The sequence below is a fragment of the Pseudomonas sp. PDM17 genome, from assembly GCF_014851985.1.
Classification (GTDB): Bacteria; Pseudomonadota; Gammaproteobacteria; order Pseudomonadales; family Pseudomonadaceae; genus Pseudomonas.
In genome coordinates, this window is sequence record NZ_JACVAT010000005.1 from 125,734 (window position 1) to 151,935 (window position 26,202).

At 63.4% G+C, this 26,202-nt stretch carries 19 protein-coding genes and 3 tRNA genes; 9 read left to right on the forward strand and 13 right to left on the reverse strand.

Annotated features, from left to right (window positions below):
* Positions 1-24 precede the first annotated feature (24 nt).
* The gene (ispH, locus tag IB256_RS18845; protein WP_192403653.1) at positions 25-969 is read left to right on the forward strand and encodes a 4-hydroxy-3-methylbut-2-enyl diphosphate reductase; all 945 of its coding nucleotides are present in this window, start codon (positions 25-27) and stop codon (positions 967-969) included.
* A gap of 63 nt (positions 970-1,032) precedes the next feature.
* Here the strand turns inward: ispH and IB256_RS18850 are convergent, their stop codons facing one another.
* The 7 genes from IB256_RS18850 to IB256_RS18880 form a co-directional block, all read right to left on the reverse strand.
* The gene (locus IB256_RS18850) at positions 1,033-1,461 is read right to left on the reverse strand and encodes a type IV pilin protein (protein WP_318652549.1); all 429 of its coding nucleotides are present in this window, start codon (positions 1,459-1,461) and stop codon (positions 1,033-1,035) included.
* Positions 1,458-6,173 (reverse strand): pilus assembly protein PilY, encoded by a 4,716-nt coding sequence (locus IB256_RS18855; protein ID WP_192290203.1) that lies wholly within the window; start codon positions 6,171-6,173, stop codon positions 1,458-1,460. The genes IB256_RS18850 and IB256_RS18855 overlap by 4 nt, the downstream gene beginning before the upstream one ends.
* A gap of 17 nt (positions 6,174-6,190) precedes the next feature.
* Complete coding sequence (locus IB256_RS18860; RefSeq protein ID WP_192290201.1) at positions 6,191-6,670, reverse strand: PilX N-terminal domain-containing pilus assembly protein; 480 nt, start codon at positions 6,668-6,670, stop codon at positions 6,191-6,193.
* Entirely contained in the window at positions 6,667-7,344 is a 678-nt protein-coding gene (locus IB256_RS18865; RefSeq protein WP_192290199.1) for a PilW family protein, read from the reverse strand. The genes IB256_RS18860 and IB256_RS18865 overlap by 4 nt, the downstream gene beginning before the upstream one ends.
* Positions 7,341-7,823, reverse strand: a complete 483-nt coding sequence (gene pilV, locus IB256_RS18870) for a type IV pilus modification protein PilV (RefSeq protein WP_192290197.1) — start codon at positions 7,821-7,823, stop codon at positions 7,341-7,343. Before pilV ends, IB256_RS18865 begins: the two co-directional genes overlap by 4 nt.
* Complete coding sequence (locus IB256_RS18875) at positions 7,820-8,347, reverse strand: GspH/FimT family pseudopilin (protein WP_192290195.1); 528 nt, start codon at positions 8,345-8,347, stop codon at positions 7,820-7,822. Before IB256_RS18875 ends, pilV begins: the two co-directional genes overlap by 4 nt.
* A 151-nt stretch (positions 8,348-8,498) precedes the next feature.
* Positions 8,499-9,029: a GspH/FimT family pseudopilin gene (locus tag IB256_RS18880; RefSeq protein WP_192403655.1), complete on the reverse strand. Its 531-nt coding sequence runs from the start codon at positions 9,027-9,029 to the stop codon at positions 8,499-8,501.
* 194 nt (positions 9,030-9,223) lie between these two features.
* On the opposite strand from IB256_RS18880, the gene thiO reads away from it, so the two are divergent.
* Positions 9,224-10,333 carry a glycine oxidase ThiO gene (gene thiO, locus IB256_RS18885; RefSeq protein WP_192403657.1) on the forward strand — a complete coding sequence of 370 codons (1,110 nt, stop codon included), beginning with the start codon at positions 9,224-9,226 and terminating at the stop codon, positions 10,331-10,333.
* 13 nt (positions 10,334-10,346) lie between these two features.
* Here the strand turns inward: thiO and IB256_RS18890 are convergent, their stop codons facing one another.
* The 4 genes from IB256_RS18890 to IB256_RS18905 all read right to left on the reverse strand — a co-directional run bounded on the left by IB256_RS18890 (position 10,347) and on the right by IB256_RS18905 (position 14,702).
* Positions 10,347-11,684: a sigma-54-dependent transcriptional regulator gene (locus IB256_RS18890; RefSeq protein ID WP_192290191.1), complete on the reverse strand. Its 1,338-nt coding sequence runs from the start codon at positions 11,682-11,684 to the stop codon at positions 10,347-10,349.
* 15 nt (positions 11,685-11,699) lie between these two features.
* A complete protein-coding gene (locus IB256_RS18895; RefSeq protein ID WP_192403659.1) occupies positions 11,700-13,289 on the reverse strand; it encodes a sensor histidine kinase in 1,590 nt (529 codons plus the stop codon).
* Positions 13,279-13,521, reverse strand: coding sequence for a PP0621 family protein (locus IB256_RS18900; protein ID WP_285886784.1), 243 nt, complete (start codon positions 13,519-13,521; stop codon positions 13,279-13,281). The genes IB256_RS18895 and IB256_RS18900 overlap by 11 nt, the downstream gene beginning before the upstream one ends.
* A 155-nt stretch (positions 13,522-13,676) precedes the next feature.
* The gene (locus tag IB256_RS18905) at positions 13,677-14,702 is read right to left on the reverse strand and encodes an outer membrane protein assembly factor BamD (RefSeq protein ID WP_192290185.1); all 1,026 of its coding nucleotides are present in this window, start codon (positions 14,700-14,702) and stop codon (positions 13,677-13,679) included.
* Between the two features lie 147 nt (positions 14,703-14,849).
* On the opposite strand from IB256_RS18905, the gene rluD reads away from it, so the two are divergent.
* The 3 genes from rluD (at position 14,850) to clpB (ending at position 19,350) form a co-directional block, all read left to right on the forward strand.
* Positions 14,850-15,809 (forward strand): 23S rRNA pseudouridine(1911/1915/1917) synthase RluD, encoded by a 960-nt coding sequence (rluD, locus tag IB256_RS18910; protein ID WP_192290183.1) that lies wholly within the window; start codon positions 14,850-14,852, stop codon positions 15,807-15,809.
* The gene (pgeF, locus tag IB256_RS18915; RefSeq protein ID WP_192403661.1) at positions 15,806-16,531 is read left to right on the forward strand and encodes a peptidoglycan editing factor PgeF; all 726 of its coding nucleotides are present in this window, start codon (positions 15,806-15,808) and stop codon (positions 16,529-16,531) included. Before rluD ends, pgeF begins: the two co-directional genes overlap by 4 nt.
* Before the next feature lie 254 nt (positions 16,532-16,785).
* Positions 16,786-19,350 carry an ATP-dependent chaperone ClpB gene (clpB, locus tag IB256_RS18920; RefSeq protein ID WP_192403663.1) on the forward strand — a complete coding sequence of 855 codons (2,565 nt, stop codon included), beginning with the start codon at positions 16,786-16,788 and terminating at the stop codon, positions 19,348-19,350.
* A gap of 112 nt (positions 19,351-19,462) precedes the next feature.
* On the opposite strand, the gene IB256_RS18925 is transcribed toward clpB, so the two are convergent.
* Together IB256_RS18925 and IB256_RS18930 are read right to left on the reverse strand one after the other, a co-directional pair.
* Complete coding sequence (locus IB256_RS18925) at positions 19,463-19,816, reverse strand: PilZ domain-containing protein (RefSeq protein WP_045217284.1); 354 nt, start codon at positions 19,814-19,816, stop codon at positions 19,463-19,465.
* Positions 19,817-19,827: 11 nt separating this feature from the next.
* Positions 19,828-22,128, reverse strand: coding sequence for a DUF1631 domain-containing protein (locus IB256_RS18930; RefSeq protein ID WP_192290178.1), 2,301 nt, complete (start codon positions 22,126-22,128; stop codon positions 19,828-19,830).
* A 216-nt stretch (positions 22,129-22,344) separates the two neighbouring features.
* Between IB256_RS18930 and IB256_RS18935 the strand changes: the two genes are divergently transcribed.
* From IB256_RS18935 to IB256_RS18950, 4 genes are all read left to right on the forward strand, one after another.
* Positions 22,345-22,420 (forward strand) — tRNA-Asn (locus tag IB256_RS18935).
* Positions 22,421-22,429: 9 nt separating this feature from the next.
* Positions 22,430-22,506: transfer RNA gene (locus tag IB256_RS18940), tRNA-Pro, on the forward strand.
* Positions 22,507-22,512: 6 nt separating this feature from the next.
* Positions 22,513-22,588, forward strand: a tRNA-Lys gene (locus tag IB256_RS18945).
* Positions 22,589-22,900: 312 nt separating this feature from the next.
* A complete protein-coding gene (locus tag IB256_RS18950) occupies positions 22,901-26,116 on the forward strand; it encodes an Ig-like domain-containing protein (protein WP_192403665.1) in 3,216 nt (1,071 codons plus the stop codon).
* Positions 26,117-26,202: the final 86 nt, after the last annotated feature.

Consider the following 26,202-nt stretch of genomic DNA (forward strand, 5'->3'; position numbering starts at 1 on the left):
GCTTGCGTAGCACCCGAGGCCACCATGCAAATCAAACTCGCCAATCCCCGCGGCTTCTGTGCCGGCGTCGACCGGGCGATCGAGATCGTCAACCGCGCCCTCGACGTCTTCGGCCCGCCGATCTACGTGCGCCATGAAGTGGTGCACAACAAGTTCGTGGTGGAGAACCTGCGCAACCGCGGCGCCGTGTTCGTCGAGGAACTCGACCAGGTGCCGGACGACACCATCGTCATCTTCAGCGCCCACGGTGTTTCCCAGGCCGTCCGCAAGGAAGCCGAGAGCCGTGGCCTGAAAGTCTTCGACGCCACCTGCCCGCTGGTGACCAAGGTGCACCTGGAAGTTGTGCGCTACAGCCGCGACGGCCACGAATGCATCCTGATCGGCCACGAAGGCCATCCGGAAGTGGAAGGCACCATGGGCCAGTACGACGCCTCCAATGGTGGCGCCATCTACCTGGTGGAGGACGAGGAAGATGTGGCCGCACTGGCAGTGCGCAATCCTGAAGCGCTGCACTTCGTCACCCAGACCACTCTGTCGATGGACGACACCTCCAAGGTGATCGATGCCCTGCGCGAAAAATTCCCCGCGATCATGGGCCCGCGCAAGAACGACATCTGCTACGCCACCCAGAATCGCCAGGATGCGGTAAAGGACCTGGCCGATCAGTGCGACCTGGTGCTGGTGGTCGGCAGCCCGAACAGCTCCAACTCCAACCGTCTGCGCGAGCTGGCCGAGCGCATGGGCACCCCCGGCTACCTGATCGACGGCGCCGAGGACATGCAGAAGGAGTGGTTCGACGGCGTGCAGCGCATCGGCATTACCGCTGGCGCTTCGGCCCCGGAAGTACTGGTGCGCGGCGTGATCCAGCAACTGCGTGACTGGGGCGCGGAGCCCGAGGTGGAGCTGGATGGGAGGGAGGAGAACATCACCTTCTCGATGCCCAAGGAATTGCGGGTGAAGGCGATTTAACCGCGCCTGCTGGCCGACAATAAAAAACCCGCCTTGGCGGGTTTTTTATTGTCGGCATTCGGCCTAGAGACCTCGGCAGCTGCCCCAGGCGCCGGCCAGGTCTCCGGAGCCTCCACGCACACCGTTGGAGCTGAGGGTGATAGTGCCGCGACCTGCCAATACGCCTCCATTCACCGGCGTTGCGGTCAGGCCGTAGCTGGTGCCGGAACCGTCGATGGCGACGGCGATTGTGAAGATCGCGCCTCCGTCCACGGGGCTCTGGGCATAGGCTCCCAGCGTTGCGTTGCTGTAAGTGTTTCGTTGGGCGCGGAATCTTTCCAGTATCCCGGCGGCGCCGGTCAGGGTGCCTTTGGCATCTTCACATGCCGTTCGGCGTACGTAGCCCGTGTAGGAGGGAAGTGCAATGGCGGCGAGTATCCCCACCACCATGACGGCGATCATCAGTTCCAGCAGGGTGAAACCCTGCTGGGATTTGCGGGCCTTGGTGCTCAAAGGTTGTCCTCGTCAATCCAGTAGTACTCGTTGAGGTTCAGCTGCGGCGGCTTGCTCACCTGGGTGCCGTTGATCACGAAGCTGGTGCCGCCGATGCTGACCAGGGTCGGGTCTGGCAGCAGGCCGGTGGTTTTGACCACGTTATAGCGGGCCGAAGGCGAGGTGGAGTTGCCGGTGGTGCTGACCGGGGTCGCATCCGCCAGGTGCACGACGTAGGAACGGTTTACACCGACGCTGGCCTGGCAGGAGTTGGCGGCCGCCGTCGGTTCGTAGGTGTTGAAGTACAGATAGCCGTTCACTGTCAGGGAGCGGGTGAGGACCTTTTCCCCGCCGGCGCTGTTCATCTTGATCATCCAGCCGCCGGTGGTGGCGCTGAAGGCGGTAGTGGCATCGGCTTTCTCTGTGGCGGTGCCGGCCTGAATCAGGTTGGCGGTAGCGTCGTAGAGGCTGCTCTCGGTCAGGGTGCTCTCGCTGGTGGACGGTTTGGTCAGCACCGGGGTGCGGAAGGAGTAGAAGCGATCCTCCGTGAGCTTGTTGAGCGGGTGACCACGGTAGCCGGAGCCGATGTTGACTGTCAGTACCAGGGTGCCGTTGACGTTGACGATGGCCACGTCCGGTTCGTTGTAGAACCGGCGAATCTTGGCCTTGCGCTGGGCATCGGTGGTGTCGGCCGTGTCGGCCGGAACCACGTTGGCGAACACACCGTCGTTGCTGCTGCCGGCGGCAGTCACCAGGCCGGAACCGCTGCTGCCGTTGTTGATGTAGAAGCGCCAGACCTGGCCGCCCATGTCACCGACGAAGAACTGGTCGGCCAGTTGGTTTTCGTCGTTGGCCAGGGTGCCGTCGGTGTTCTGCTGCAGGTCGATGACGCGTACGGCGGACGGCATGCTGTAGTTCATCTTGCTCAGACGCAGGGTGCCGGTGGTCTTGCTGGCAGACCAGAGGCGTTCACCGGTACGAGCGTTGACGATGTAGATGGCATTGCCCATGGTGTCGGCGGTCTGGGTGCTGACGTTGTCCTGGTTCGGGTCGTAGCCGCCAGCGAAGATCAGTACGTCGGTGATGGTGCCGTTGACGTTGATGCGGGTCTTGATCGGTGCAGACCAGGTCTGACCCAACTGCTCAAAGCCCGTGGTGGTGCCGCCCTTGATCAGCCACAGCAGTTTCGGGTTGGAGCGGTCGGTAAGATCCAGCGCGTAGATGTCGCGCCCACCGCGACCCATGGTGCCGTAGGCGTAGACGAATTCGCCGGTGTTGAGCCCGGTGAGCAGGGTCGGCGTGGCGGCGCTGGGGTTGAGGCCACCGTAGAGCACGCCGTTCTTGTTGGCGTCGTTTACCCACAGGGTGACGGTGTTATCCATGCCGTAGGAGCGCGGCTTGGCACTGGTCGACTTCTGGTTGGCGGCCAACTGCGGGACATGCGCCAGCAGGGGTTCGGGCATGAAGGCCATCTGTTCCTGGCCGTTGCTGGTGTTGAACAGGTGCAGGTAGCCCTCATTGGTCGACATGACCACGCTCTGGTCTTCGCTGCTGCAGTTCTTGTAGGTGCTGTCGGTATAGGTGTTGCACGCGTAGGTGACCAGGCGCGGGGATGAGTGCAGCGGGTCGCCCACGCCCTTGCGCTGTGCGCCGGCAGCGGTGAGGCCGCGGATATAGTTGATCGCCGCGGTACGAGCTGCAGTGTCGTTGGCGTCACTGATGCCCAGCTTGGCGTTGGTGATGGTGGTGTTCGCCGAGTTGAGCAGGTAGTTGTTCTGGTTCAGGTTCACCGCAGCACTGGGCGAGGAGCCAATGAAGGTATAGAGCGAGCGAGTCGCCGCATCCGGCAGGTTGGATGCCGCACCACCATTGGCGGTGTTGTTGCCGTCGGCGCTGGAACTCCAGAAGCTGCGGGCAGAGCTTTTGAAGAAGCCGGTGAGCGGATCCACGGCGGCGGTGTTATCCGCATCGACGATCTGTGCGGTGGCGGTGTCCAGGCGATAGCGCTTCAGGTTGCCCGGCCAGGTGTCGGTCTCCTGCGGTTTGAATACCGAGAAGTAGAGCTCGTCCTTGTTGTCCTGGCGGTTGAAGGTGTTCACCGGGGCACTGGCGCTGACGAAGGTGCTGTCGGTAGCGAGGACCTGCTGGATGATGTCGTTGAACGCCTTGGACAGGTCGCCTGCGGTGGTGGCGGTGTAGGTCGAGCCGCCGCCGCGCGAAGCCAGGTCGGCGAGGAACTTCTTGATATTGGCACTATCGCTTGCGCTACTGGCATCCAGGGCGAAGCCCACGGTGTGGGTGGTTACCTGGTTGTCGCCATCGATGCTGGAGGCCTGGTCGTTGGCGGCGATCCAGCCGGCGAGGGTACGGGCGCACTTTTCGCCGTCATCGCTGGCGTCGCTGGTACAGGCGCCGGTCAGTGCGGCGATGCCATTCTTGGCGGCCGTGGTGTTCTGGTTGGCTTGACCGTCGGTCAACAACACCATGTGGGTGGTCTGGCAGGCGCTGTTGATGGGGCTGGCATAGCCGTCTGCACCGTTGCGCAGGTACTGCACTGCGTCATACAGGGTCGGCACGATGGGCGTGTTGCCCGTTGGCGTCATGGTTTGCGCCAGGCTGTTGAGCTGGTTGCGCACGGTGAACGGACTGGTGGTCATGCCGCCGTTGGCCAGCTTGATGCGCAGACGCAGGGACTGCGCCGGGTTGCTTTCGTAGGCCTGGGCATTGAGGCTGGAGTTCGCGCTCTGGGTCATGAACACCGTCAGTGCATTGCCGGGTGCCCAGCCGCTGCGGTTGAACACTGTCTGCAAGGAGGAAGCAAGGCCGCCACAGGCGAAGCTGGTGCCGGCGGTCCAGCCACCATTGGTGTTGTTGATGGTGCAACTGACTCCGGAGGTGCTGCTACGCGAACCGATGTTGCCGCTGCTCGCCTGCATGGCCGGTGAGCTGTCGGTGTTCTCGAAGCTGATCGAAGTGCTGACGTTCGGGCCGGTGACCGTGTTGTTCGGCGTGATGAACAGCTTGGCATCCAGCACGGTAGCGCCCTGGATGATGGGCAGGTTTTCGTAGCGGGCGGCGATGGAGCCCGAGTTCAGCGGCAGTGTGCTGTCGCCCAGGGTTGGCGTGTAGTAGTTGCGTCCCGGGGCGGTTTCGAAGCCGTCATTCTTCGCGTCGGTGACACGGGTTTCGATGATCGGGTTCAGGCAGCCGCCGCTGCCGCCAGTGTAGGTCACTGTCAGCGATGGCTGCAGGCCGATACCGCCCTCGATGCTGGTAGCAGTACGTGAGCCGGAGCCACTCTGCGGCGTGAGGATGATCGCAGCGGAGTTGTTGCCACACCAGCCGCCCTGGTTGACGATCTGCTGCACCACGTTCTTGATGTCCGGTCCTTCGACTGGAACGGGTGGGTTCTGTGCCGTCCATTCGGGAGCGGCCCAGTCGAGGTAGGCCGAGGTGGTGGCTCGCGCCGGGAGGTTTTCGGTGGCAGTGAAAGTGGTGGCGTCACTCGCCAGCTGGCCTTTGATCCGGAAGGTCACGGGGTCGCTGTTGGAGGTCGCCGGAACGAAGGACAACACGGCCTTGGTGACGGTCGCTCCTTGCGGAATGCCCAGGTTCTGGAAGCGCAGGGCGCCAATCCGGGTCTGCGCCACGGTGGAGGTGCTGGAGTAGTTCACCACCAGCGCCGGGGCGCTGTTGCCGCAGCTACGGGCGCAGAAGGTGTAGTCGGCCGCCTGGGTTGCGCGGAAACTCATCACCACGTCACCAATGTCACTGGTGGCGGGTGCTGTTCTCTGCAATGTCCTCAACTGGTTGGTGATGTCGATCTGCGCCGTGTTGCCGTTGATCCAGCTGGAAGCGGTGGATGTCGCGCTGCTGAATGTTCTGGTGCCTACCGGGCTGTTGTCGTTCAGGGCTGCCGGTGTTTTCGACAGCTCCATCTTCACATTCATTGTCGGCGGCGCGGTCCTGTTGGTGTTGGTAGGCACCAGCACCAGGTAGGCGCTCTGGATGGTCGCGTTGGCCGGGACGCCCAGTGAGCGGAAGTCGAACAGCGCCGTCTGGTAGTTGCTGTTATTGGTCGCGTTGACGTTCAGCTCGGTCATATTGCCGTTGGTGCAGACCGGTTTGCTCGGGCGGTTGAGGCCGGAAGTACGCATCCGGCACGCGTAGTCGGTGTTGCTCTGGGTGACGATGAAGAAGGCATCGTTCTGGACCAGCGTCGAGTTCGGCGTGCCAACCACCGTCGTGGTCGTGCTGGTATAGCCCATGGGCAGGCTGGATTCACCGATATCGCCGGTGCTGTTGGTGATGTTCTGGGTGGCGTCGTCGCTACCCTGACCGATTTCCGGGCTGCCGGCGTACTGGGTCGCGGAGCTCGGTATCACCGAGTCGATGTTGGTTACCGGATACAGCAGACGGTTGTCACCGTTGAGCACCATCAGGCCGGCGTTGATGCCGCTGGTGTTCTGGATGATGTCGGAGAACGCCTGCTTGAGCAGGGTCATACGCGATTGCTGGCCGCGCGAAGGGTTGCTGTTGCTGTCGGTGCGCCAGGCCATGGAGCCGGAGTTGTCCAGCACGAACAGCACGTTGGGGCGTACGTTCTGGTCGATGGACTGGCCGCCGAAGAAGATCTCGGTGTCGTCGGCATAGCTGAGGGTCGCGCAGGCTATGCCCGAGGTCAGCAGGGCACCACTCATCAGGCTGCGGAGGAAGGACTGTGGACGATTCATTCTGTGCACCTGATGCGTTAGAGGTGGGTGGCCTGGATGTAGCTGCGGCGATGCAGGGCACGCGCCTGGCCGTCCGAGCTGGTGACATCGCAGCTGCTCAGGTTCTTGCAAGCCTTGGCCTGGCTGCTCACCTGGTAGCAGGTGTATGTCAGGGTGCCGGCAGCGACGCTCAGGCTCTGCGCTGGAATGAACTTGGCGCATTCGATGAAGCTGGCATTCAGGTTCACCTGCGCCGAACCAGAGTTGCCCGACGTTGGTTCCACCGCGATGGAGGTGCCGTTGGTGGGGGCGACACCGCTCTGGGCGAACCGGTTCACCCAGAACTGCAGGCCGCTCTCCGCCGCCTGGAAGGCGATGTTCTGTTGCTGGGCGTTGGCCGAGACGCGCTGCTGCAGGGTCGAGTTACTGGCCATGGCAATCGCCAGCACGGTGAGAATCAGCAGTAGTACGAGGCTGACCAGCAGTGCCATGCCGCGTTGGGTCTTGGATGAAGTCATAGCCGGTTCCTCAGCTCGACGGTGCCGGTGAAATTGCGGGAAATGTTCTGCGCAGAATCGATGGCGGTGATGCTCAGTTGCACGCGATCGGCGCTCTGGGCTTCTGCGGTGCTGATGCTGCCTGCGGTTTTCCAGACGATCTTGCCTCCCGATTCGAAGCCCAGGGTGATGGCGGTGATGGTGGCGTTATCGACTATCGTCTGGTCGCCACCACTGGTGCTGGAGTTCATGCAGATCGAGGTGCCGTTGGCGCAGTTGCTGTAGGTGACGGAGTAGAGGTACAGCGTCTGGTTAGTGCAGGTTTTGTTGATGCCGGGCATGGCCACCGAGGTGGTGGTGGTCGTGGCGTAGTTGAAACGCACGCTGGTGTTCACACCGTTGGTGGTGGTGACCGCGTCGCGAGGGAACTGAACTCCATTGCTGACGGTCACGACGCTGCTGGGCAACTGGCAGCCCTGATAGCCCGCACGGCGGGCATCCATAGACACAAGGTCGAGGACGACCCGGCCACTGTCCTGCACACGGGTCAGCGCGCTGCTGGTCTTGTCCGACGCAGAACTGTTGCTGAACATCTGTAGTACGCCGAGCAGCAACAGCGAGCTGAGGAGCAGCGCCACCATCAGTTCGATCATCGACAGCCCTTGCTGCCGGTAGGAGTATTGCCTGGTAGTCATAGGTTCACCCGCAGCGTGAAGTTCTGAGCCTGAGAGCCGGTGCTGTGTTGCTGCGCGTCGGACTCGGTCCAGCTGATGACGACCTGGTACTCATTGGTGTTCGCTTTGGTGACGGTGACGCCGGAGCCGGGGATCGCGGCCTGCAGGTTGCCCCACCAGTCAAAGATGTCCTGGTTGGCCAGTTCCGAAGCCGTGCAACCAGCGGTCTTGGTGCGGCAGTCCGGGTTGGTCCGGGTCGCGCCGGAGGTCAGGCTGATCACATAGGGGGAGGTGGCCAGCAGCGCTTGAGCCGAGTTGCCACGCATCCGCTCCACATAGTCATAGGCAAGCATGCTGGCCTGGCCGCGCAGGTAGGCGCCCTGGTTGCTTTGCAGGCTGGTCATGGTCAGCGAGGCCATGCCCAGCAGCCCGATGGCCAGGACCAGAAGGGCGATGAGCACTTCGATGAGGGTGAAGCCACCCTCGCGACGTTGGGTCATGGGCATGTTCCGTTTGCTCCGCTGGTGGCAACGCCAGCGATGTTCAGGGTGACGGCGCGCGAGCTTTCAGTGCCTCGTGAGTCGCAGACCCGAAGCGTTGCAGCGGTGGTCAGGGTCCCGTTCGGATTGAAGGTCAGGGTGCCGCTGCTGCGCAGGGTCAGGCCGCTGGTGTTGGGTGGCAGTACACGGATCACGGCGGCCCGCGCGACTGACGTCGTTGTGGCGTCCGGGCTGCGGAAAACGATCGCGCCGGCCTCCCAGCTGTTGCTGTTGCAGCTAAAGATGTCCGGGTTGGTTCCTGCGTCGCTGCTACCGCAGGCGCGCACGATGCTGCGCTGGGTAATGGCTTCGCTACGCGCCGATTGCAGCAACCCGATCACCATGTTGGTCTGGCTGGAGATCTGGTTGTTCAGCATCAAGGTACGGAAACTGGGTATGGCGATGGTCGCCAGAATGGTGGCGACCGCCACCACGACCATCAACTCGATCAGCGTAAATCCCGCTGATGCCCTGGGGCGCGACATGGACGCATTCCTCACATTTTCGATAGCGGCGATGTTGCCTAGTCGTGTGGGAAATGTCTTTTTTCTATAGATGACCGTTCGTATTGGGGGGACGTTCGGTCATGCCTTCCGAGGTTATGTGAAACCCGTCGCGCAAGGTGTGAGAAGTCGGTCAGCGGGGGCAGTAGTCCTCGGTATTTCCGGACTCGGTGCGTATGCGCCCCGCCTTGTTGAACACGATGTGATAACTCGCTCGGCCCGCGCCGCAGAGCGTCAGCGTGCCGGAGTGGAAGGCGCCGTTGGGTTGGATGGCATTGCCGAGCGGGGTGAAGTGGAGGTAGCGCCGCGAGGTGCTGTCGGTGTGGATGTGGATACCGCTCAGGGGGCCGTGGGCTGCGAGTGGAAGTTGTTGTGGGGCGCGGACGCCGCTATTACCGGCATCGGCGAAAATTTCCCAGCCGGCGGCCCAGTCGCCGCCGGTTGCTGCGATGCTGATCGATTGTCCGCTGTGCGCGGCCGATTCACGAGCGAAGTCCAGGGCGTTGCGCAGTTCGTGGGTGGCCGTGCTTGCCCGCTGGTTCTGCAGCAGTTCGCTGAAGTTGGGGGCTGCGATGGAGAGTGCGATCGCCAGTATCGCGAGGGTGAACAGCAGTTCAACGAGGGTGAAGCCCATCTCCCTGATATTGGGTCGTTCCCTGGCCATGGTTCGCTTCCGGGTAGTTGAGGAGCGACAAGTATTGGGCGCCGGCTACGGTGTGCCTGTCAGCGAGTGGGGTAGGGGCTGTAGGAGCGGTCCGATGCCGCACCGACTTCCGTCTTGCTCCCTCGAAGGTTCATGCCCGGTATAGTGTGCGGCCGGCAATGGGCCGTTGATTTTCCTGTGATGTGGGGCGTGGTATGCCGGACATGATCGTGGTGGGCGGTGGAGTAGTGGGCATGCTGACTGCCTGGACTCTGGGGCAGGCGGGCGCCGAGGTGGTGCTGCTGGAAAAGGGCGAGACCGGGCGTGAAGCGTCCTGGGCCGGCGGCGGCATCGTCTCGCCGCTCTATCCGTGGCGCTACAGTGCTGCGGTCGCCAACCTGGCCCACTGGTCACAGGATTTCTATCCGCAACTGGGCGAGCAACTGCTCGCGGATACCGGCCTCGATCCGGAAGTGCACGTCACTGGCCTTTACTGGCTGGACCTGGACGACCAGGCCGAAGCCCTGGCGTGGGCCAGGACCCATGGTCGCCCGCTTTCGGAAGTGGATATAGGCGCTGTGCAGGAGGCTGTCCCGGTACTGGGACAGGGCTTCGAGCGCGCGGTGTACATGTCCGGCGTGGCCAATGTGCGCAACCCGCGCCTGGCCAAGTCGCTTCGCCAGGCGCTGGTTCAGCTGCCGAATGTGATCGTGCAGGAGCAGGTCGAGGTAACTGGTTTCCTGAAGCAGGGCGATAACGTGACGGGCGTCCGCACGGCGCAGGGTGACTTCACTGCCGACTCGGTGGTGCTGGCGGCCGGCGCCTGGAGCGGTGAGTTGCTGGCAAAGCTGGGGCTCGAGCTACCGGTTGAGCCGGTGAAGGGACAGATGATTCTTTATCGCTGCGCCCCGGACTTCCTTTCCAGCATGGTGCTGGCCAAAGGTCGTTACGCGATTCCGCGTCGCGATGGGCACATTCTGGTGGGCAGTACGCTGGAGTTTGCCGGCTTCGACAAGACTCCGTCGGCCGAGGCCCTGAGCAGCCTGCGTGCATCGGCGGAAGCGCTGATTCCCGCACTGTCAGGCATGGAGCCGGTAAATCACTGGGCGGGGCTGCGTCCGGGCTCGCCGCAGGGCATTCCCTTCATTGGCGAGGTTCCCGGTCACCCGGGGCTGTGGCTGAACACCGGTCATTACCGCAACGGCCTGGTGCTGGCGCCAGCGTCCTGCCAGTTGCTGGCGGACCTGATACAGAAGCGGCAGCCGATCATCGAAGCGGCGCCCTACGCGCCGGCAGGGCGTCTGGTCGCGACGCCCATCGTCTGAGACCGGTCGGGGATCAGTCGATCCCCAGTTTCTTCAGGCGGTAGCGCATGGAGCGGAAGGTCAGCCCCAGGCGCTGCGCCGCCGCGGTACGGTTCCAGCGCGTCTCTTCCAGAGCCTGCATGATCAGCTTGCGCTCGATGTCTTCGAGGTAATCCTCGAGGTTGTCGATCTGCGCCAGGCTCGCGTCACCACCGCTGTCCGCCGTGCTGGTTTCGGCCAGGCGCAGGTCATGAGGCTGGATGACATCGTCCTCGCAGAGCGTATAGGCGCGCTCCAGCATGTTTTCCAGTTCCCGCACGTTGCCGGGGAAGCGGTAGCTCTTGAGTTTCTCCAGCGCATCGGCGCTGACCGCCGCGGCGGCCAGTCCGCTGTCTCCGGCCAGGCGCTTGAGGACACGGTCGGTCAGCAGCGGGATGTCTTCGCGGCGCTCGCGCAGCGGCGGAACCCGCAGTTCGATGACGTTCAGGCGGTAGTAGAGGTCCTGACGGAATCGGCCAGCCGCCACTTCGGCGGCCAGGTCCTTGTGGGTCGCGCAGAGGACGCGCACGTCAACCGCGACCTCCTGCTGGCCGCCCACGGCGCGCACGGCCTTCTCCTGGATGACGCGCAGCAGCTTGACCTGCATCGGCAGTGGCAGGTCGGCGACTTCGTCGAGGAACAGCGTGCCACCGTTGGCCGCCTGGAACAGCCCTAGCTTGTCTTCCACGGCACCGGTGAAGCTGCCTTTCTTGTGGCCGAAGAACTCGCTTTCCATCAGCTCGGAGGGAATGGCGCCGCAGTTGACCGGTACGAAGGTCTGGGTCTCGCGCGGTCCTTGCTCGTGGATCAGTCGGGCCACCAGCTCCTTGCCGCTGCCGGATTCGCCGCTGATGTACACCGGCGCCTGGCTGCGGGCGAGCTTGGCCACCTGGTTGCGCAGGGTGCGCATGGGCGGCGAATCACCCAGCAGACGGCTATCCACCGGCGCCTCCTCGGCCTCCGGCGAGCGCAGGCGCAGGGCTGAATTCACCAGCTCGCGCAGGCGGGCAAGGTCCACCGGTTTGGTCAGGAAGTCGAAGGCGCCGGCCTTGAGGGCCTGCACCGCGGTGTCGAGGCTGCCGAAGGCGGTGATCATCGCCACCGGCATCTGCGGATGGCGCTGCTGGATGTACTGCACCAGGTCCAGGCCGGTGCCATCGGGCAGGCGCATGTCGGTGAGGCAGAAGTCGAAGGGCTCGCGGGCCAGGAAGTCGCGGGCTTCCTTGACGTTGCGGGCGCTGCGGGTGTCCAGCTTCATGCGGCCGAGGGTGATCTCCAGCAGCTCGCGGATGTCGGGTTCGTCGTCGACGATCAGGGCTTTTTGACGGCTCATGCTCTTTGCGTCTTCTTAGCTTTGTTTGCGCGGGTGAGCGAAGGTGAGGCGGAAGCAGCTGCCGCCTTCGTCACGCGTCTTGTAGTCCAGTCGGGCCTGGTTGCTTTCGCACAGCTCGCGAGAGATGTACAGGCCAAGGCCGGTGCCCTTGCTTTCGGTGGTGAAGAACGGCTCGAACAGCTTCCCCCGCTGATCGGCAGCGATGCCGGGACCGTCATCGAGCACTTCCAGAACAGGCAGGTCGGTCTCGCTGTCGCGGAACAGGCGCAGCCACACCTGGCCGGTGCCGTTCTTCTGCGTGCTGTACCGTAACCCATTCTGCACGAGGTTGGTCAGTACCTGCGTCAACTGATGCGGGTCCATGCGTGTCTGCACGGTGCCCGGGCCGGTTTCCACATGGATCTGCTGGTCCTCGCGCAGGCTCTCGCGCATCTCGCCGGCGTAGCGGTGTAGCCAGTATTTGAGGTCCAGCAGTTGCGGCTCAGCCTGGCGCCGGCGCGACAGCTGGAGGACGTTCTCGATGACCAGGTTCATGCGCCGCGACTGATCCTGAATGATCTGCGTCAGGCGCCGGTCGGGCTTGTCCAGTTCTTCGGACTCCAGCAGCAACTGCGCTGCATGGCTGATGGCGCCCAGCGGGTTGCGGATCTCATGGGCAATGCCCGCGGTCAGTCGGCCCAAGGCGGCGAGCTTGAGCTGCTGGGCCTGCTGGGCGATCTGCGAGATGTCCTCGAGGAACATCAGGATGTGCTGTTCGTTGTCGCGGCGAAGGGGGATGAAGCTTGGCTGCACGGTCGGGCCGGACTCCATGGGCTGCAGGCTCGGTGGGCGCAGGGCGGGATTCTGTTGCCACTGCTGCAGGCTGGAGACCAGTTGCGGGCTGTACTCGGCCAGTGAGTGGCCGGGAAGGTCATGCCCGCCCAGCAGGGTGGTGGCGCTCTGGTTGGCCAGCAGCACTCGGTGGCGATCGCCCAGCACCAGGATGCCGGTACGCATGCGCTGGAGGATCAGTGCGTTCAGCTCTTCGAGGTTGGCCACCGTGGTGGCGCGCTGCTCGGCAATGCTTTCGACGACCTGCTGGCGCCGTGCCAGGGCCTGGATCAGCAGGGCTGAGGCGAAGCTCAGGGCGCCGAGTCCGCCTGCCTGCACGTAATGGTTGATGGCCGTGGGTTGGCTAAGGCTCAGGTAGAAGGTCAGGTAGATCAGGCCGATGGCGGCGATGGCGGCGATGAGCAGGCCGATGCGGCCTCGCAGCAGGACATTGGCGATGGCCACGGCGACCACCATCAGGTTGCCGATGCCGCTGGGAATGCCGCCCGCAGTATAGAACAGGGCGCTGAGCAGGAGTATGTCCAGCGCCGCCAGGAGGAAGATCGGCAAGAGATGGCGCGGTGTTGGCATCAGCACCGCGATCAGGATGTTGAGGACCAGGTAGATCCAGCAGCCGACGTGGAACAGTTCGGGGTGAGCCAGTTTCAGCAGCTCATCGTCCAGGCTGCTGGAGATCAGCAGCACCAGCACCAGCCCGATGGTCAGGCGGTACAGGTGGTACAGGCGCAGGACCCGCAGGCCCTGCCCCGTGAGGGAGATGCCTTCAGCGACCACGGTCGTTGCGGTCCTGTTCGAGGTGCGCGCGGCTGCAGTACCACTGGCTCTCGTCCTGCAGGGCGTGGGTCTGCGGCACATGCACACCGCACTGCGCACAGCGGACCATCGGTGCGGCGGGGTCGTCGCCCTTGGGCTTCTTGACAGGGCGGGCCGGCCGGGTAGCTTTGCGCCACAACCACCAGCCGAAGGCGAAGAGGGCGATCCAGAACAGCAGACGGGTCATGGCAATCCCTTGTGCGTAAAGAGCGGCAGTTTATCCAAGCCACGCGGCGCCGCACAGTGAGCCCGTGCGCGCACCCGCCAGATCATGGGGCAGAGGCGCCGGTGCTTTGCCCGAATGAAAAAGGGAGGCCGAAGCCTCCCTTTTACTCGTATCTGCCGGTATCAGTCGAAGATGCCGAAGGTCATGTAGCTGAACCAGGAGCGGTCGCTGCTGCCGGCGTTGCCTTCGGACTCTTGCTGTTCTTCCTGCACGTCGCTCTGGTTCTCGGGCTTGAGTTCGGCCGGAATCTGCTGTTCGGCGTCTTCGTACTGCTTGATCACGTCCTTGGATGCCTGGGTTTCCATGTGCGGCGGGGCATCGTTGGTCTCGATCAGGCCCAGGGTGGCCTTGGCCAGCCAGGAGCGGTTGTCGGCTTCGTCTTCACGGGGAACGAACTGGCCATCCTTGAGGCTGGCGTTGTCCGGGTAGTTCGCCTTCAGGGTTTCCAGGCTGGAATCGGCCAGGTCGTTCAGGCCCAGGCGCTGATAGGCCTCGACCATGATCGCCAGACCATCGCCGACGGCCGGGGTTTCCTGGAAGTTCTCGACCACGTAGCGGCCACGGTTGGCGGCGGCGACATAGGCCTGGCGCTTGAGGTAGTAGTGACCGACGTGCACTTCGTAGGCCGCCAGCAGGTTGCGCAGGTAGATCATGCGCGCCTTGGCGTCCGGGGCGTAGCGGCTGTTCGGGTAGCGGCTGACCAGCTGGGCGAACTCGTTGAAGGAGTCGCGGGCGGCGCCCGGGTCGCGCTTGGTCATGTCCAGCGGCAGGAAGCGCGCCAGCAGGCCTCGGTCCTGGTCAAAGGAAGCCAGGCCCTTGAGGTAGTAGGCGTAGTCGACGTTCGGGTGCTGCGGGTGCAGGCGGATGAAGCGCTCGGCGGAGGCGCGGGCGGCCTCGGGCTCCATGTTCTTGTAGTTGGCGTAGATCAGCTCCAACTGCGCCTGCTCGGCATAGCGGCCGAACGGATAGCGGGACTCCAGCGCCTTCAGCTTGGCGACGGCGTTGGTGTAGCTCTTGTTGTTGAGGTCGTCCTGTGCCTGCTGGTACAGCTGGCTTTCGCTCAGGTTCTCATCCACCTTCTCGCCCTTGGAGGAGCAGGCGGTGACGAAGGCGAGGATGGCGATCAGCAGCAGGTGTTTCACTTGCATGGCGAGTTGCGTCCCTGGACGGTCGGCTGTCGCGGCCGCAACCGTCTGTTATGATTGGCGCCCCAGGGATACCCCTGGGACAAAGGCCCCGTATTTAACCACAGCGTGCTGCCGAACCAAAAGGCCGCGCGCCCTTCGTGTCCCGTCATGTCCAATATCATCCAACTCGCGGCAGAAGTGCCGTTCGACCTCGGTGGTCAGCGTCTCGACCAGGTCGCCGCCCAGCTCTTCTCCGACCACTCCCGCTCCCGCCTGGCTGGCTGGATCAAGGACGGCTGTCTCAAGGTCGACGGCGCCGTGCTGCGTCCACGCGACATCGTCCACGCCGGCTCGCGCCTTGAACTGGACGTCGAGCTGGAGGCCCAGGGCGAATGGGTTGCCCAGGACATCGAGCTGGACATCGTCTACGAAGACGACCACATCCTGGTCATCGACAAGCCGACCGGCCTGGTGGTTCACCCCGCCGCCGGCCACCAGGACGGCACCCTGCTCAACGCGCTGCTGCACCACGTGCCGCATCTGGCCAACGTGCCGCGCGCCGGCATCGTGCATCGCCTCGACAAGGACACCACCGGCCTGATGGTGGTGGCCAAGACTCTCGAAGCGCATACCAACCTGGTCGCCCAGTTGCAGGCGCGCAGCGTCAGCCGCATCTATGAAGCCATCGTCACCGGCGTGATCGTAGCCGGCGGCACCGTCGACGCACCCATCGGTCGTCATGGCGTGCAGCGCCAGAAGATGGCGGTGATCGAGACCGGCAAGGTCGCCATCAGCCATTATCGCGTGCTGGAGCGCTTCCGGGCGCACACCCACACGCGGGTGAAGCTGGAAACCGGGCGTACTCACCAGATCCGCGTCCATATGACGCACATCGGCCACCCGCTGGTGGGCGACCCCACCTACGGCGGGCGTTTCCGCATTCCGCCGGGGGCCAGCCCGACCCTCGTCGAGTCGCTGCGCGATTTCCCGCGCCAGGCACTGCACGCGCGCTTCCTGGAGCTGGATCACCCGGCCACCAACGTACGCATGAAGTGGGAGTCGCCGCTGCCGGATGACTTCACCTGGCTGCTGAGCCTGCTGCGGCAGGACAACGAGTCCTTCGTATGACCCCCTGGCTGACGCCTGACTGGCCGGCTCCGGCGAACGTCCGCGCCTGCGTGACTACCCGTGCCGGCGGCGTCAGCGTCGAGCCTTTCGACCGCTTCAACCTCGGTGACCACGTCGGCGACGAGCCGGCTGCGGTGGCCGAGAACCGTCGCCGGCTGACCGCCGAACTGGGCTGCCAGCCGGCCTGGTTGAGCCAGGTACATGGTATCGATGTGGTCGAGGCCGACCCGTCTGCCGTTGCCACCGCGGATGCCAGCTGGAGCGCCACGCGGGGAATCGCCTGCACCATCATGACTGCCGATTGTCTGCCGGCGCTGTTCTGCGACCGCGCGGGGACCCGTGTCGGTGCTGCCCATGCCGGCTGGCGCGGGCTGGCGAGCGGCGTGCTGGAGGCGACCGTGGACGCGATGGCCGTCGCACCGGCTGAGCTGCTGGTCTGGCTCGGCCCGTCCATCGGCCCGCAGGCCTTCGAAGTCGGCCCCGAAGTGCGTGAAGCCTTCCTGGCAGACCACGCCGAAGCTGCGCGCGCCTTCGTGCCCAGCGCCAACGCCGGCAAATTCATGGCCGACATCTACGAGCTGGCGCGCATCCGCCTCGCGGCGAAGGGGGTGACTGCCGTCTACGGTGGGGATTTCTGCACCTTCACTGATATCGAGCGTTTCTATTCCTACCGCCGCAGCCCGCGTACCGGCCGCCTGGCCAGCCTGATCTGGCTGGCCTGACAGTCTGTCTGTAGGAGCGAGCTTGCTCGCGAACAGCCGGATACCTTTGTGTCAGGCGAGGTTCACGACCAAGCTCGCTCCTGCCGGTTCAACTCCGTTCCGGAGGTCCTTTCGAAGGCACTAACTGACGGGTGTCATGGCCAAATGGCTTGAACCGACCAAAATCGTCCTTATCTATCTGGCATCCCGGCGGGTTAGTCGTGACCAGGGGCACTCATCGCTCCGGCCCGCTCTAGAAAGGAAGGACGACCCTCATGCGAATCGACCGTTTGACCAGCAAGCTCCAGCTTGCACTCTCCGATGCCCAGTCCCTGGCCGTCGGACATGACCACCCGGCCATCGAGCCGGTGCACCTGCTGTCCGCGCTCATCGAGCAGCAGGGCGGCTCCATCAAGCCCCTGTTGATGCAGGTCGGCTTCGATATCCCGGCGCTGCGTTCCTCTCTCAATAAGGAGATGGACACGCTGCCGAAGATCCAGAACCCCACCGGCGACGTGAACCTGTCGCAGGACCTGGCGCGCCTGCTCAACCAGGCCGACCGCCTGGCCCAGCAGAAGGGCGACCAGTTCATCTCCAGCGAGCTCGTGCTGCTCGCCGCCATGGACGACAGCACCAAGCTCGGCAAGCTTTTGACCAGCCAGGGCGTCTCCAAGAAGGCCCTGGAGAATGCCGTGGCCAACCTGCGCGGCGGCGAAGCGGTCAACGACCCGAACGCCGAGGACTCGCGCCAGGCGCTGGACAAGTACACCGTCGACATGACCAAGCGCGCCGAAGACGGCAAGCTCGATCCGGTGATCGGTCGTGACGACGAAATCCGCCGGACCATCCAGGTCCTGCAGCGCCGTACCAAGAACAACCCCGTGCTGATCGGCGAACCCGGCGTCGGCAAGACCGCCATCGTCGAAGGCCTGGCCCAGCGGATCGTCAACGGCGAAGTGCCCGACGGCCTGAAGGACAAGCGCCTGCTGGCGCTGGACATGGGCTCGCTGATCGCCGGCGCCAAGTTCCGCGGCGAGTTCGAGGAGCGCCTGAAAGCCGTCCTCAACGAACTGTCCAAGCAGGAAGGCCGGATCATCCTGTTCATCGACGAACTGCACACCATGGTCGGCGCCGGCAAGGCCGAAGGCGCCATGGACGCCGGCAACATGCTCAAACCGGCCCTGGCCCGTGGCGAGCTGCACTGCGTGGGCGCCACCACTCTGGACGAGTACCGTCAGTACATCGAGAAGGACGCGGCCCTGGAGCGCCGCTTCCAGAAAGTCCTGGTGGATGAGCCGAGCGAGGAAGACACCATCGCCATCCTGCGTGGCCTGAAAGAGCGCTACGAAGTACACCACGGCGTGACCATCACCGACGGCGCGATCATCGCCGCGGCCAAGCTCAGCCACCGCTACATCACCGACCGCCAGCTGCCGGACAAGGCCATCGACCTGATCGACGAAGCCGCCAGCCGCATCCGCATGGAGATTGATTCCAAGCCGGAGGAACTCGATCGCCTGGATCGCCGCTTGATCCAGCTGAAAATCGAGCGTGAGGCGCTGAAGAAGGAAGACGACGAGGCCACCCGGAAGCGCCTCGCCAAGCTGGAAGAAGACATCGCCAAGCTCGAGCGCGAGTACGCCGATCTCGAGGAAATCTGGAAATCGGAGAAAGCCGAGGTCCAGGGTTCCGCGCAGATCCAGCAGAAGATTGAGCAGGCCAAGCAGGAAATGGAAACCGCGCGGCGCAAGGGCGACCTGGAAACCATGGCGCGCATCCAGTACCAGACCATTCCGGACCTGGAGCGCAGCCTGCAGATGGTCGACCAGCATGGCCAGACCGAGAAGCAGCTGCTGCGCAACAAGGTGACCGACGAGGAAATCGCCGAAGTCGTCGCCAAGTGGACCGGCATTCCGGTGCCCAAGATGCTCGAAGGCGAGCGCGAGAAGCTGCTGCGCATGGAAGACGAGCTGCACAAGCGCGTCATCGGCCAGCACGAGGCCGTGGTGGCCGTCTCCAACGCCGTGCGCCGTTCCCGTGCCGGCCTGGCGGACCCCAATCGACCCAGTGGCTCGTTCCTCTTCCTCGGCCCGACCGGGGTGGGCAAGACCGAGCTGTGCAAGGCCCTGGCCGAATTCCTCTTCGATACCGAGGAAGCGCTGGTGCGCATCGACATGTCCGAGTTCATGGAGAAACACTCCGTGGCTCGTCTGATCGGCGCACCTCCGGGCTACGTCGGCTATGAAGAAGGCGGTTACCTGACCGAGGCCGTGCGCCGCAAGCCGTACTCCGTGGTGCTGCTCGACGAAGTCGAGAAAGCCCACCCGGATGTCTTCAACGTGCTGCTGCAGGTGCTCGAAGACGGGCGCCTGACCGACAGCCACGGGCGTACCGTGGACTTCCGCAACACCGTGGTAGTGATGACCTCGAACCTCGGTTCGGCGCAGATCCAGGAGCTGGTCGGCGACCGAGAAGCCCAGCATGCGGCGGTCATGGATGCGGTGAATTCGCACTTCCGTCCGGAATTCATCAACCGGATCGACGAAGTGGTGGTCTTCGAGCCGCTGGCCCGCGAGCAGATCGCCGGCATCGCCCGTATCCAGATGGGCCGCCTGCGCAAGCGCCTTGCCGAGCGCGAGCTGAGCCTGGAGCTGAGCGACGAAGCCATGGACAAGCTGATCGCCGTGGGCTTCGACCCGGTGTATGGCGCGCGGCCGCTCAAGCGCGCGATCCAGCGCTGGATCGAGAACCCGCTGGCGCAGCTGATCCTGGCCGGCAAGTTCAACCCTGGCACGCAGATCCACGCCAAGGTCGAGAACGACGAGATCGTCTTCTCCTGATCCATGCTCCACGAAAAAGCCCGCCAATTGGCGGGCTTTTTCTTTGGCTCTACTGTAGGTGCGAGCTTGCTCGCGAGCCGGGGGGCGCGCTCCTGCAGGTGGACTCCGGCAATCAGCCCGTCTCGCGGGCGCCGCCGAGCAGGACCAGTAGTTGCTCGATCAGCTCCGCCTGATCCTCGGCAATATCGATGATGTGGAAACCCGCCCAGCCCAGTTGGCCGTCAGTACCGGCGCGACTCCACAGGCAATCGGCGCCGAGCTGGATTTCGCCGATCTCGTCCAGCGGCGGCGCCGGCACCAGGTGGCACTCCCAGACCGAATCGGCCTCCGGCACGTCCACCCCGCAGAGCATGAACCCTTCGGCGGACAGGTCGGCGAGCCGGCCCAGGCTGCGCCCGGAGTGCCGGTCGAAGACTTCCACGGTCAGCCCGGTCTGCTGCCGGCTATGCTGGCGACGTTCACTCATCGACTGCTCCTTCAGGTCTGTGCCGGGCTGCGCCCGGAAGTAAAGCGTTGCAGGACGCGGTAGATCGCACTCAGCGCACGATCCATCAGCGGGGCGGACTGTTCCGTCGGTACCAGGCGGACCTTGCCGGCTTCCATCTCCTGGGCCAACTGCACTATCGGTTTGACCGCCACCCGCTGCCCGGTGTGGTCGACGAACATGTAGTTGCGCGTGGTCGGGCTGAACCACGACAGCTTGAGCCGGCGCGCCGGTGTGGTGTCGCTGAATTCGAACCAGGTGCCGAACTCCAGGTGGCTCAGCTCCTTCATCAAGACCCGCACGCGCTCGGACAGCGCCTCGCCGTTGGGCTTGATCAGGGCATGACCCTCGGCTCCGAGCATGGCGCCCAGCGGGCTCTCCGGCAGCTCCTGTTTCAGTTGCGCGGCGATCTGCGGCTGCTGCGCCTGGATCGCGTGCTGGCAGGCAACCAGATCCTGCAGTAGCCGGCGGATGCCGTCCTCGTGGTAACCGCCCAGCACTTCCAGGCCCTTGCGCAGCTCCTCCAGGAGGGCCAGGCGGATCGCTTGCAGATGATCGCGGCCGGCAGCATCCAGCGGCGTCACGCTCCAGGCCAGCTGTTCTCCTACTTCGCAGGCGCGCTTCCATTCGTCGCTGTGCTCGCCACTGCGTAGCACGATGAAGGTCAGAGCATCGCACCAGCTCATTTCCAGGAAGTTGCGTACCAGCTCTGGCAGGTCGCGCTCCTGTGTCACCTTGGCGATGGCGTCCAGCGCGTGCTCGCGGGCGGCCAGCAGGCGGTCGCGGCCACGGGCAGCCTCCATGGCGCGGCGTTCGCGTAGTTCGACCTTCTGTCGCAGGTTGGTGATGTACTCGTTGAACTCGCCCAGCAGGTTGTCGAACAACGACAGGTCGCCAACGAAATCCTGGATCACCCGCTCGACCACCCAGTGCATCTTCGCCAGCAGGGCGCGCTCCTCGCCCTCGCCGCCATACAGCACGCCGGCCTGGGCCATGGCGTTGAGCAGCTTGCGCGCAGGGTGGTGATGCTGGGTGAACAGCTGCTTGTCCAGTAGCGCCACCTTGAGGAAGGGCGTGTGCAGGTGGGAAAGGGTGGTCTTGCAGCTGTCGGGCAGGTTCTCATCATCGAGGATGAAGTCGAACACCATGCCCACCAGGTCGATGACGTCTGCTTCCTGGTCGGTCAGTCGGGTGTTGCTCGGTTGCGCGCTGCCGGCTTCCAGCTGGCGCTGCAGGTCGGCCTTCAGCGCATCGACCGGCTGCGGCTGGCGCAACCGGTGGGCCAATTCGTGGGCAGACTCGCGCTGCAGGCGGTTCAGCGCCTCCAGCAGTTCGTTGGCGCTATAGGTCGTAGTGGCCGAGCTCGGACCGAAGCTGACGATGCTCTGGGTGTTACCGAACAGCGTGGCCTTGTCGCCGCGCCGGCGGTGCTCGGCGAGCAGCACCGCGAGGCCGCCGAACAGGGCGTTGCGGTCGCCCGGAGGCATATCCGGCAGGTCACCGGCGGTGTAGGGCGATGGTGTTGCACTGCCGCCTTCCGTCGCCGCGGTGATTTTTTCGGTCGCTGCCGGGCGGTGAGTGGGCGGGGATGCCTGGCGCTGGCCCTGCGGCCGGTACTTCAGGTTCGGTAGTACGCCGCCGTCGGCCAGGCGCTTGTTCAGCTGTTCATATAAAGGTTGCAGGTGCTGCATGACCTGTTGATCGAACAGCACATAAAGGATGGTTTTGATCCGCAGCGGGAAAACGCTGCGCGCCAGGGTGTCTCGGAACGCTTGGGCGATGGCCTGCGGGCCGAAGGGGTTGCGGTCCTCGCCCAGCTTGCTGCCGTTGTTGAGCAGCGCCAGGCGCTGATCCAGCGCGAACAGCTGCTGGGCGCAGTGGGCGCGAACCTGGTTGACCATGTTGGTCACCAGCAGCGTCTCTTCATATTCGTCGTTGCCGACCAGGGTCAGCTGGTCCACGTCCAGTTCTTCCAGCGGCTCCACGAGGGGCAGCTTGCCTTCGAGGAAGTCGCTGAGGCCCTGGGCGATTCGCTGGTGGTAGGAGCGCTCGAGGTTCGGCCGCTCGCGGCGGACTTCGCGCATGGCGTCGAAGAACAGGGCCTGAACCTGATTGTTCTCGGCTTTCTCGGCGCACTCGAAGAGCGTGTCGTCCACCTGGGCGAAGACACAACCCAGGAGCTCGGCAAGATGATTCATCGCCAACTGACGACAGCCCTGCACCAGTTCGCCGAAGCGCGGCTGGATCATGCGGCTGGCGATGGGGGAGGGTGGTGGGGTGTCCTTGTTGCTCATGGCCATCCTGTGCGTGATCGTTCCGTTAGCACCCGCGGTGGATCACTCGTGTTTTTCCATGCAGATATAGCAATCAGCCCGGTCCCCTGCAAAGCAGAGAAAAACTTTTTGGATCAGAGTGTTGACAGACGTTTCGATATACGTAAAATGGCGCGCCTCTGATACGGGAAACCGGTGAAGCCGGAAGAAAGTAGAGGAGATTGAAAGGCTCGTCGTTCCGCGATAGCTCAGTCGGTAGAGCAAATGACTGTTAATCATTGGGTCCCTGGTTCGAGTCCAGGTCGCGGAGCCAACTTTCAAACGGGGTATAGCGCAGTCCGGTAGCGCGCTTGCTTTGGGAGCAAGATGTCGGGAGTTCGAATCCCCCTACCCCGACCAACATTTGGGTCGTTAGCTCAGTCGGTAGAGCAGTTGGCTTTTAACCAATTGGTCGTAGGTTCGAATCCTACACGACCCACCATATTAAAGGCGCCGGACAGCCCGGATGCCTGAAGCGGGATACCGCTTCACAGAAAAGGCCCACCCTTCAGGTGGGCCTTTTCATTTCTGCCTTTTCTTGATTCGCTCCGGTGCCATGCCATGCCATGCCATGCTCGCTCCCTTCCTTTTGCCCTAAAGCGGGGCCTTGACGGTCGTTGACCGGCACTTCCTACTGTCGAATTGGCGCAATCAGAAACCTCGCTCATCTAGTTGGATTGTTCCGACCTTATTGATTGTGGAAGAAAATTAATCTCACCCCCTCGAAAAAGTGTTCTTCTCGAGGTGGGTTGAAATGGCAATTGAAAGTATCGGTCTTGTAGCCGTCACCGAGAACGCAGCGAAGAAGCTGGCAGTCAAGGCCAGTGGGAAAATCAAGGCGCATACAGGTACCAAGTACCTGCTGCAAGTCGAAAACAGCGACGTCGCGCCGGAGATCGTAACAGTCAAGCGTGTCGGCAAGGATCTGCTGGTTCAGTTTGAGGGTAGCGACAAGCCCGACCTGACCATCGAGGATTTCTTCGCCGACGACATGGGCGGCCAGCTTTACGGCGTGGCTGAAGACGGCCAGCTCTATGCGTATGTGCGCACTGATGGTGAAGGCTTCGGCGGCCCGCTGTTGCTCGCCGACGGCGATGCCGCCCCAATCGCCGTGGGCGGGGATGTCCTGGCGAACGGCTCACCCTATCTGGCATCCAGATTTGACGATGCTACAGGTTTCGTCGTCTGGCCTTGGTTGATCGGTCTGGCTGGTATTGGCACCGCAGCCGCGATCATCCGTCACAACCAGGACAGTGGTCACCACGGCCAGTCGACCAGTCCTGCCCCGACCAACATGAGGGCAACAGACGACATAGGTCCGATCCAGGGGCGGCTGCAAAACGGTGACGTGACCGATGACACGCACCCGGAAATCACCGGTAACGGCGTACCCGGCTCGGTCATACATGTCTTCGACAACGGTAAGGAAATCGCTTCCACCACTGTGGCGGCAGATGGCACCTGGTCGTTCACTCTCGAATTCGGCAATGGTGCACATAGCATAGGCATCACTCAGGAAGCGCCTGGTCACAAGCCCAGCACTCCGGTCGACGTCGTCGACATCGTTGTCGATACCCCTCCGCTGACTGTACCGATCGCCGAGATCGAAGGCGCCAGGACCGACGACTCGATCCTGACCCTGTCCGGCGAGGCCGAAGTCGGTACCATCGTGACCGTCTACGACAACGGTGACAAACTCGGCAGCGCCACAGCCGACAAGAACGTCGACTGGAGCTACGCCCCCACCACGCCGCTGGGCGAGGGCGAGCAGAAGTTCACCGTCGACGCGACTGACCAGGCCAGCAGCACCCGCGCCAAGTCCGACCCGTTCCCCATCATCACCGACTACTCGGGGCCGGATGACAAGTCGATCCAGCTGACGATCGACAGCGTTACCAGTGACAACACCATCAGTTCGGTCGAGTCCAAGGGCAACGTCACCATCAGCGGCAAGGTCACCGGTGAGTTCGTCGTTGGCGACAAGGTGAGCTTCAAGCTCGACCGTTCCACCTACAGTGCCGTTGTGGATACCGGTGCACCCAGCGCGGCCTTCCCGATCCAGGGACAGAGTTGGACCAAGCTGGCGATCAATGACCTGAATCGTAACGTGACCAATTTCGGCAACGACCCGGTGTACCGGGGCGGCGGGGTGACCATTACCTCCAATACCACGCTCGCCCATTCAGACGCAGTCTCTTGCCGGAGTGCCCGTCTGCTCATGGACGGCGATATCAATCACTGCAAGCAGCTCAACTTCACCGTGCCGGTGTCGGATGTCGCGTTCAACATCAGTGCACTCCAGGGTGATCCGGGAGCCGCGCGCGTGGTGATTTACGACATCAGCGGCAACGTACTCTTCGATGAGAAGATTCCGGCGGATGGCAGCGCCGGGGTACCGGATTCAGCGAAGTTCAGTTATAGGGTCCCCATTGGCACGGACATCGGAAAAGTGCAGGTCTACGGCGATGGCGTCGGTGCGGGTACCGCTCTCGATACTCTGAAACTCCAGCAGATCCACCATGCGCCTGGATACGACGACACCCTCACCAACGATGTGGGCAAGACCGGCGCCTTCCACAGTGACGAAGGTCACTTCACGCTGTCGTCGAAAGGCACGATCTCCATCCGCAGCGCAACGCAGCACAACCTGGGCAGTCCGTACCTGTACATCGATCCGGTCGACAGCCCGATGAGCAATTCGGCGGCGATCTTCACCTTCGGCCAGCCGATGCAGTCCATCGCCTACCACCTATGGGACCTGGAAACCCAGAAAGCCATTGCCGAAAACGGCTCCTGGCTGGAGGCGTTTGACACCAATGGCAACCTGATCTTCAACCGCTTCGTGAGCAACAATGGCGGCAGTACCTACAGCTACGAGCAGATTTCCTGTGCAGTATCGGAAGGCACGAGTGTCGGCAAGGCAGTGGTCTATCGGGGTACCAACAACACGCTGCTGGATAACTTCATTACCACGCTCGCATCCAGCACCCCGTCGGGTCAGAAGCTGATCGACCACAACTGGGAAACCTTCTTCGACGAGGCCAGCGCTGCCAAGGCGGTTGAGTGGCATGGGCAGAGCTTTAGTACCCGCGCCTTCGATGACAAAGCGTCAATGGTTGGTTATCACAGCGCTGACGGTGGTTTCACCATTTCAGGACGTGCAACCAAGACTGCAGCCGGTAGCATTTGGGTCAATGCCATGCAGGGCTCGATGTGCGTGGGCGATGGCAAGACTGCTGTTGCAACTTTTGACACGGCTCGTTCGAAGGTCGAGGTGAGCGCCACTGGTATCGAGAAAGGCAATGCCGCGATCCTCAAGGTGTTTGATACCGACGGAAAACTGCTGGATTCGCTCAGTATCACCAACCCTTACGGGCAGACCGATATCCAGAGGGTCTACTACGAGACGGATGGCAACAAGATCGGTCGCATCGAGATCACCGGCGAGTCCGGGGGGACGCACGTTACGAGCATCTCCTCTGCGGAAACGCAGGTGACCGTGGAGCACGACGTCATCTCCATGGTCGTCGACCCGGTCGCCTACTTCGCCCAGGACTCGGCGCACATCCACGGCAGTTCCGGCCTGGATACGCTCGGGCTCATCGGCGCGGGCCAGGTCCTGAACCTGACCCAGCTCATCGGCGACAACGACCAGGCGAAGATCAGCAGCGTCGAGAAGTTCGACATCACCGGCACCGGCAACAACACGTTGAAGATCTCCCTCAACGACGTGCTGTACCTGGGCGAGACCGACCTGTTCCGCAAGGGCGGCAAGGTTCAGGTGATGGTCGATGGCGATGCCGGCGACAAGGTCCAGCTGGCCAACCTGCACGACCACGGCACCGCGCCGGGTGCCTGGCAGGCTGTCGGCACCACCTCCATCGGTGGCTCGACCTACCCGGTGTACAGCTACAGCAACCCGGATGCCGAAGTCCTGATCCAGCAGGCCGTGACTGTCGCCATCGTCTAACGCAGCCCCTGGAAAGGCAGGCGGGATGCTTATCCCGCCTCCCGCACCGCACCCTATTGCTCGCTCCGCCGCCAGCGGCGGAGCCA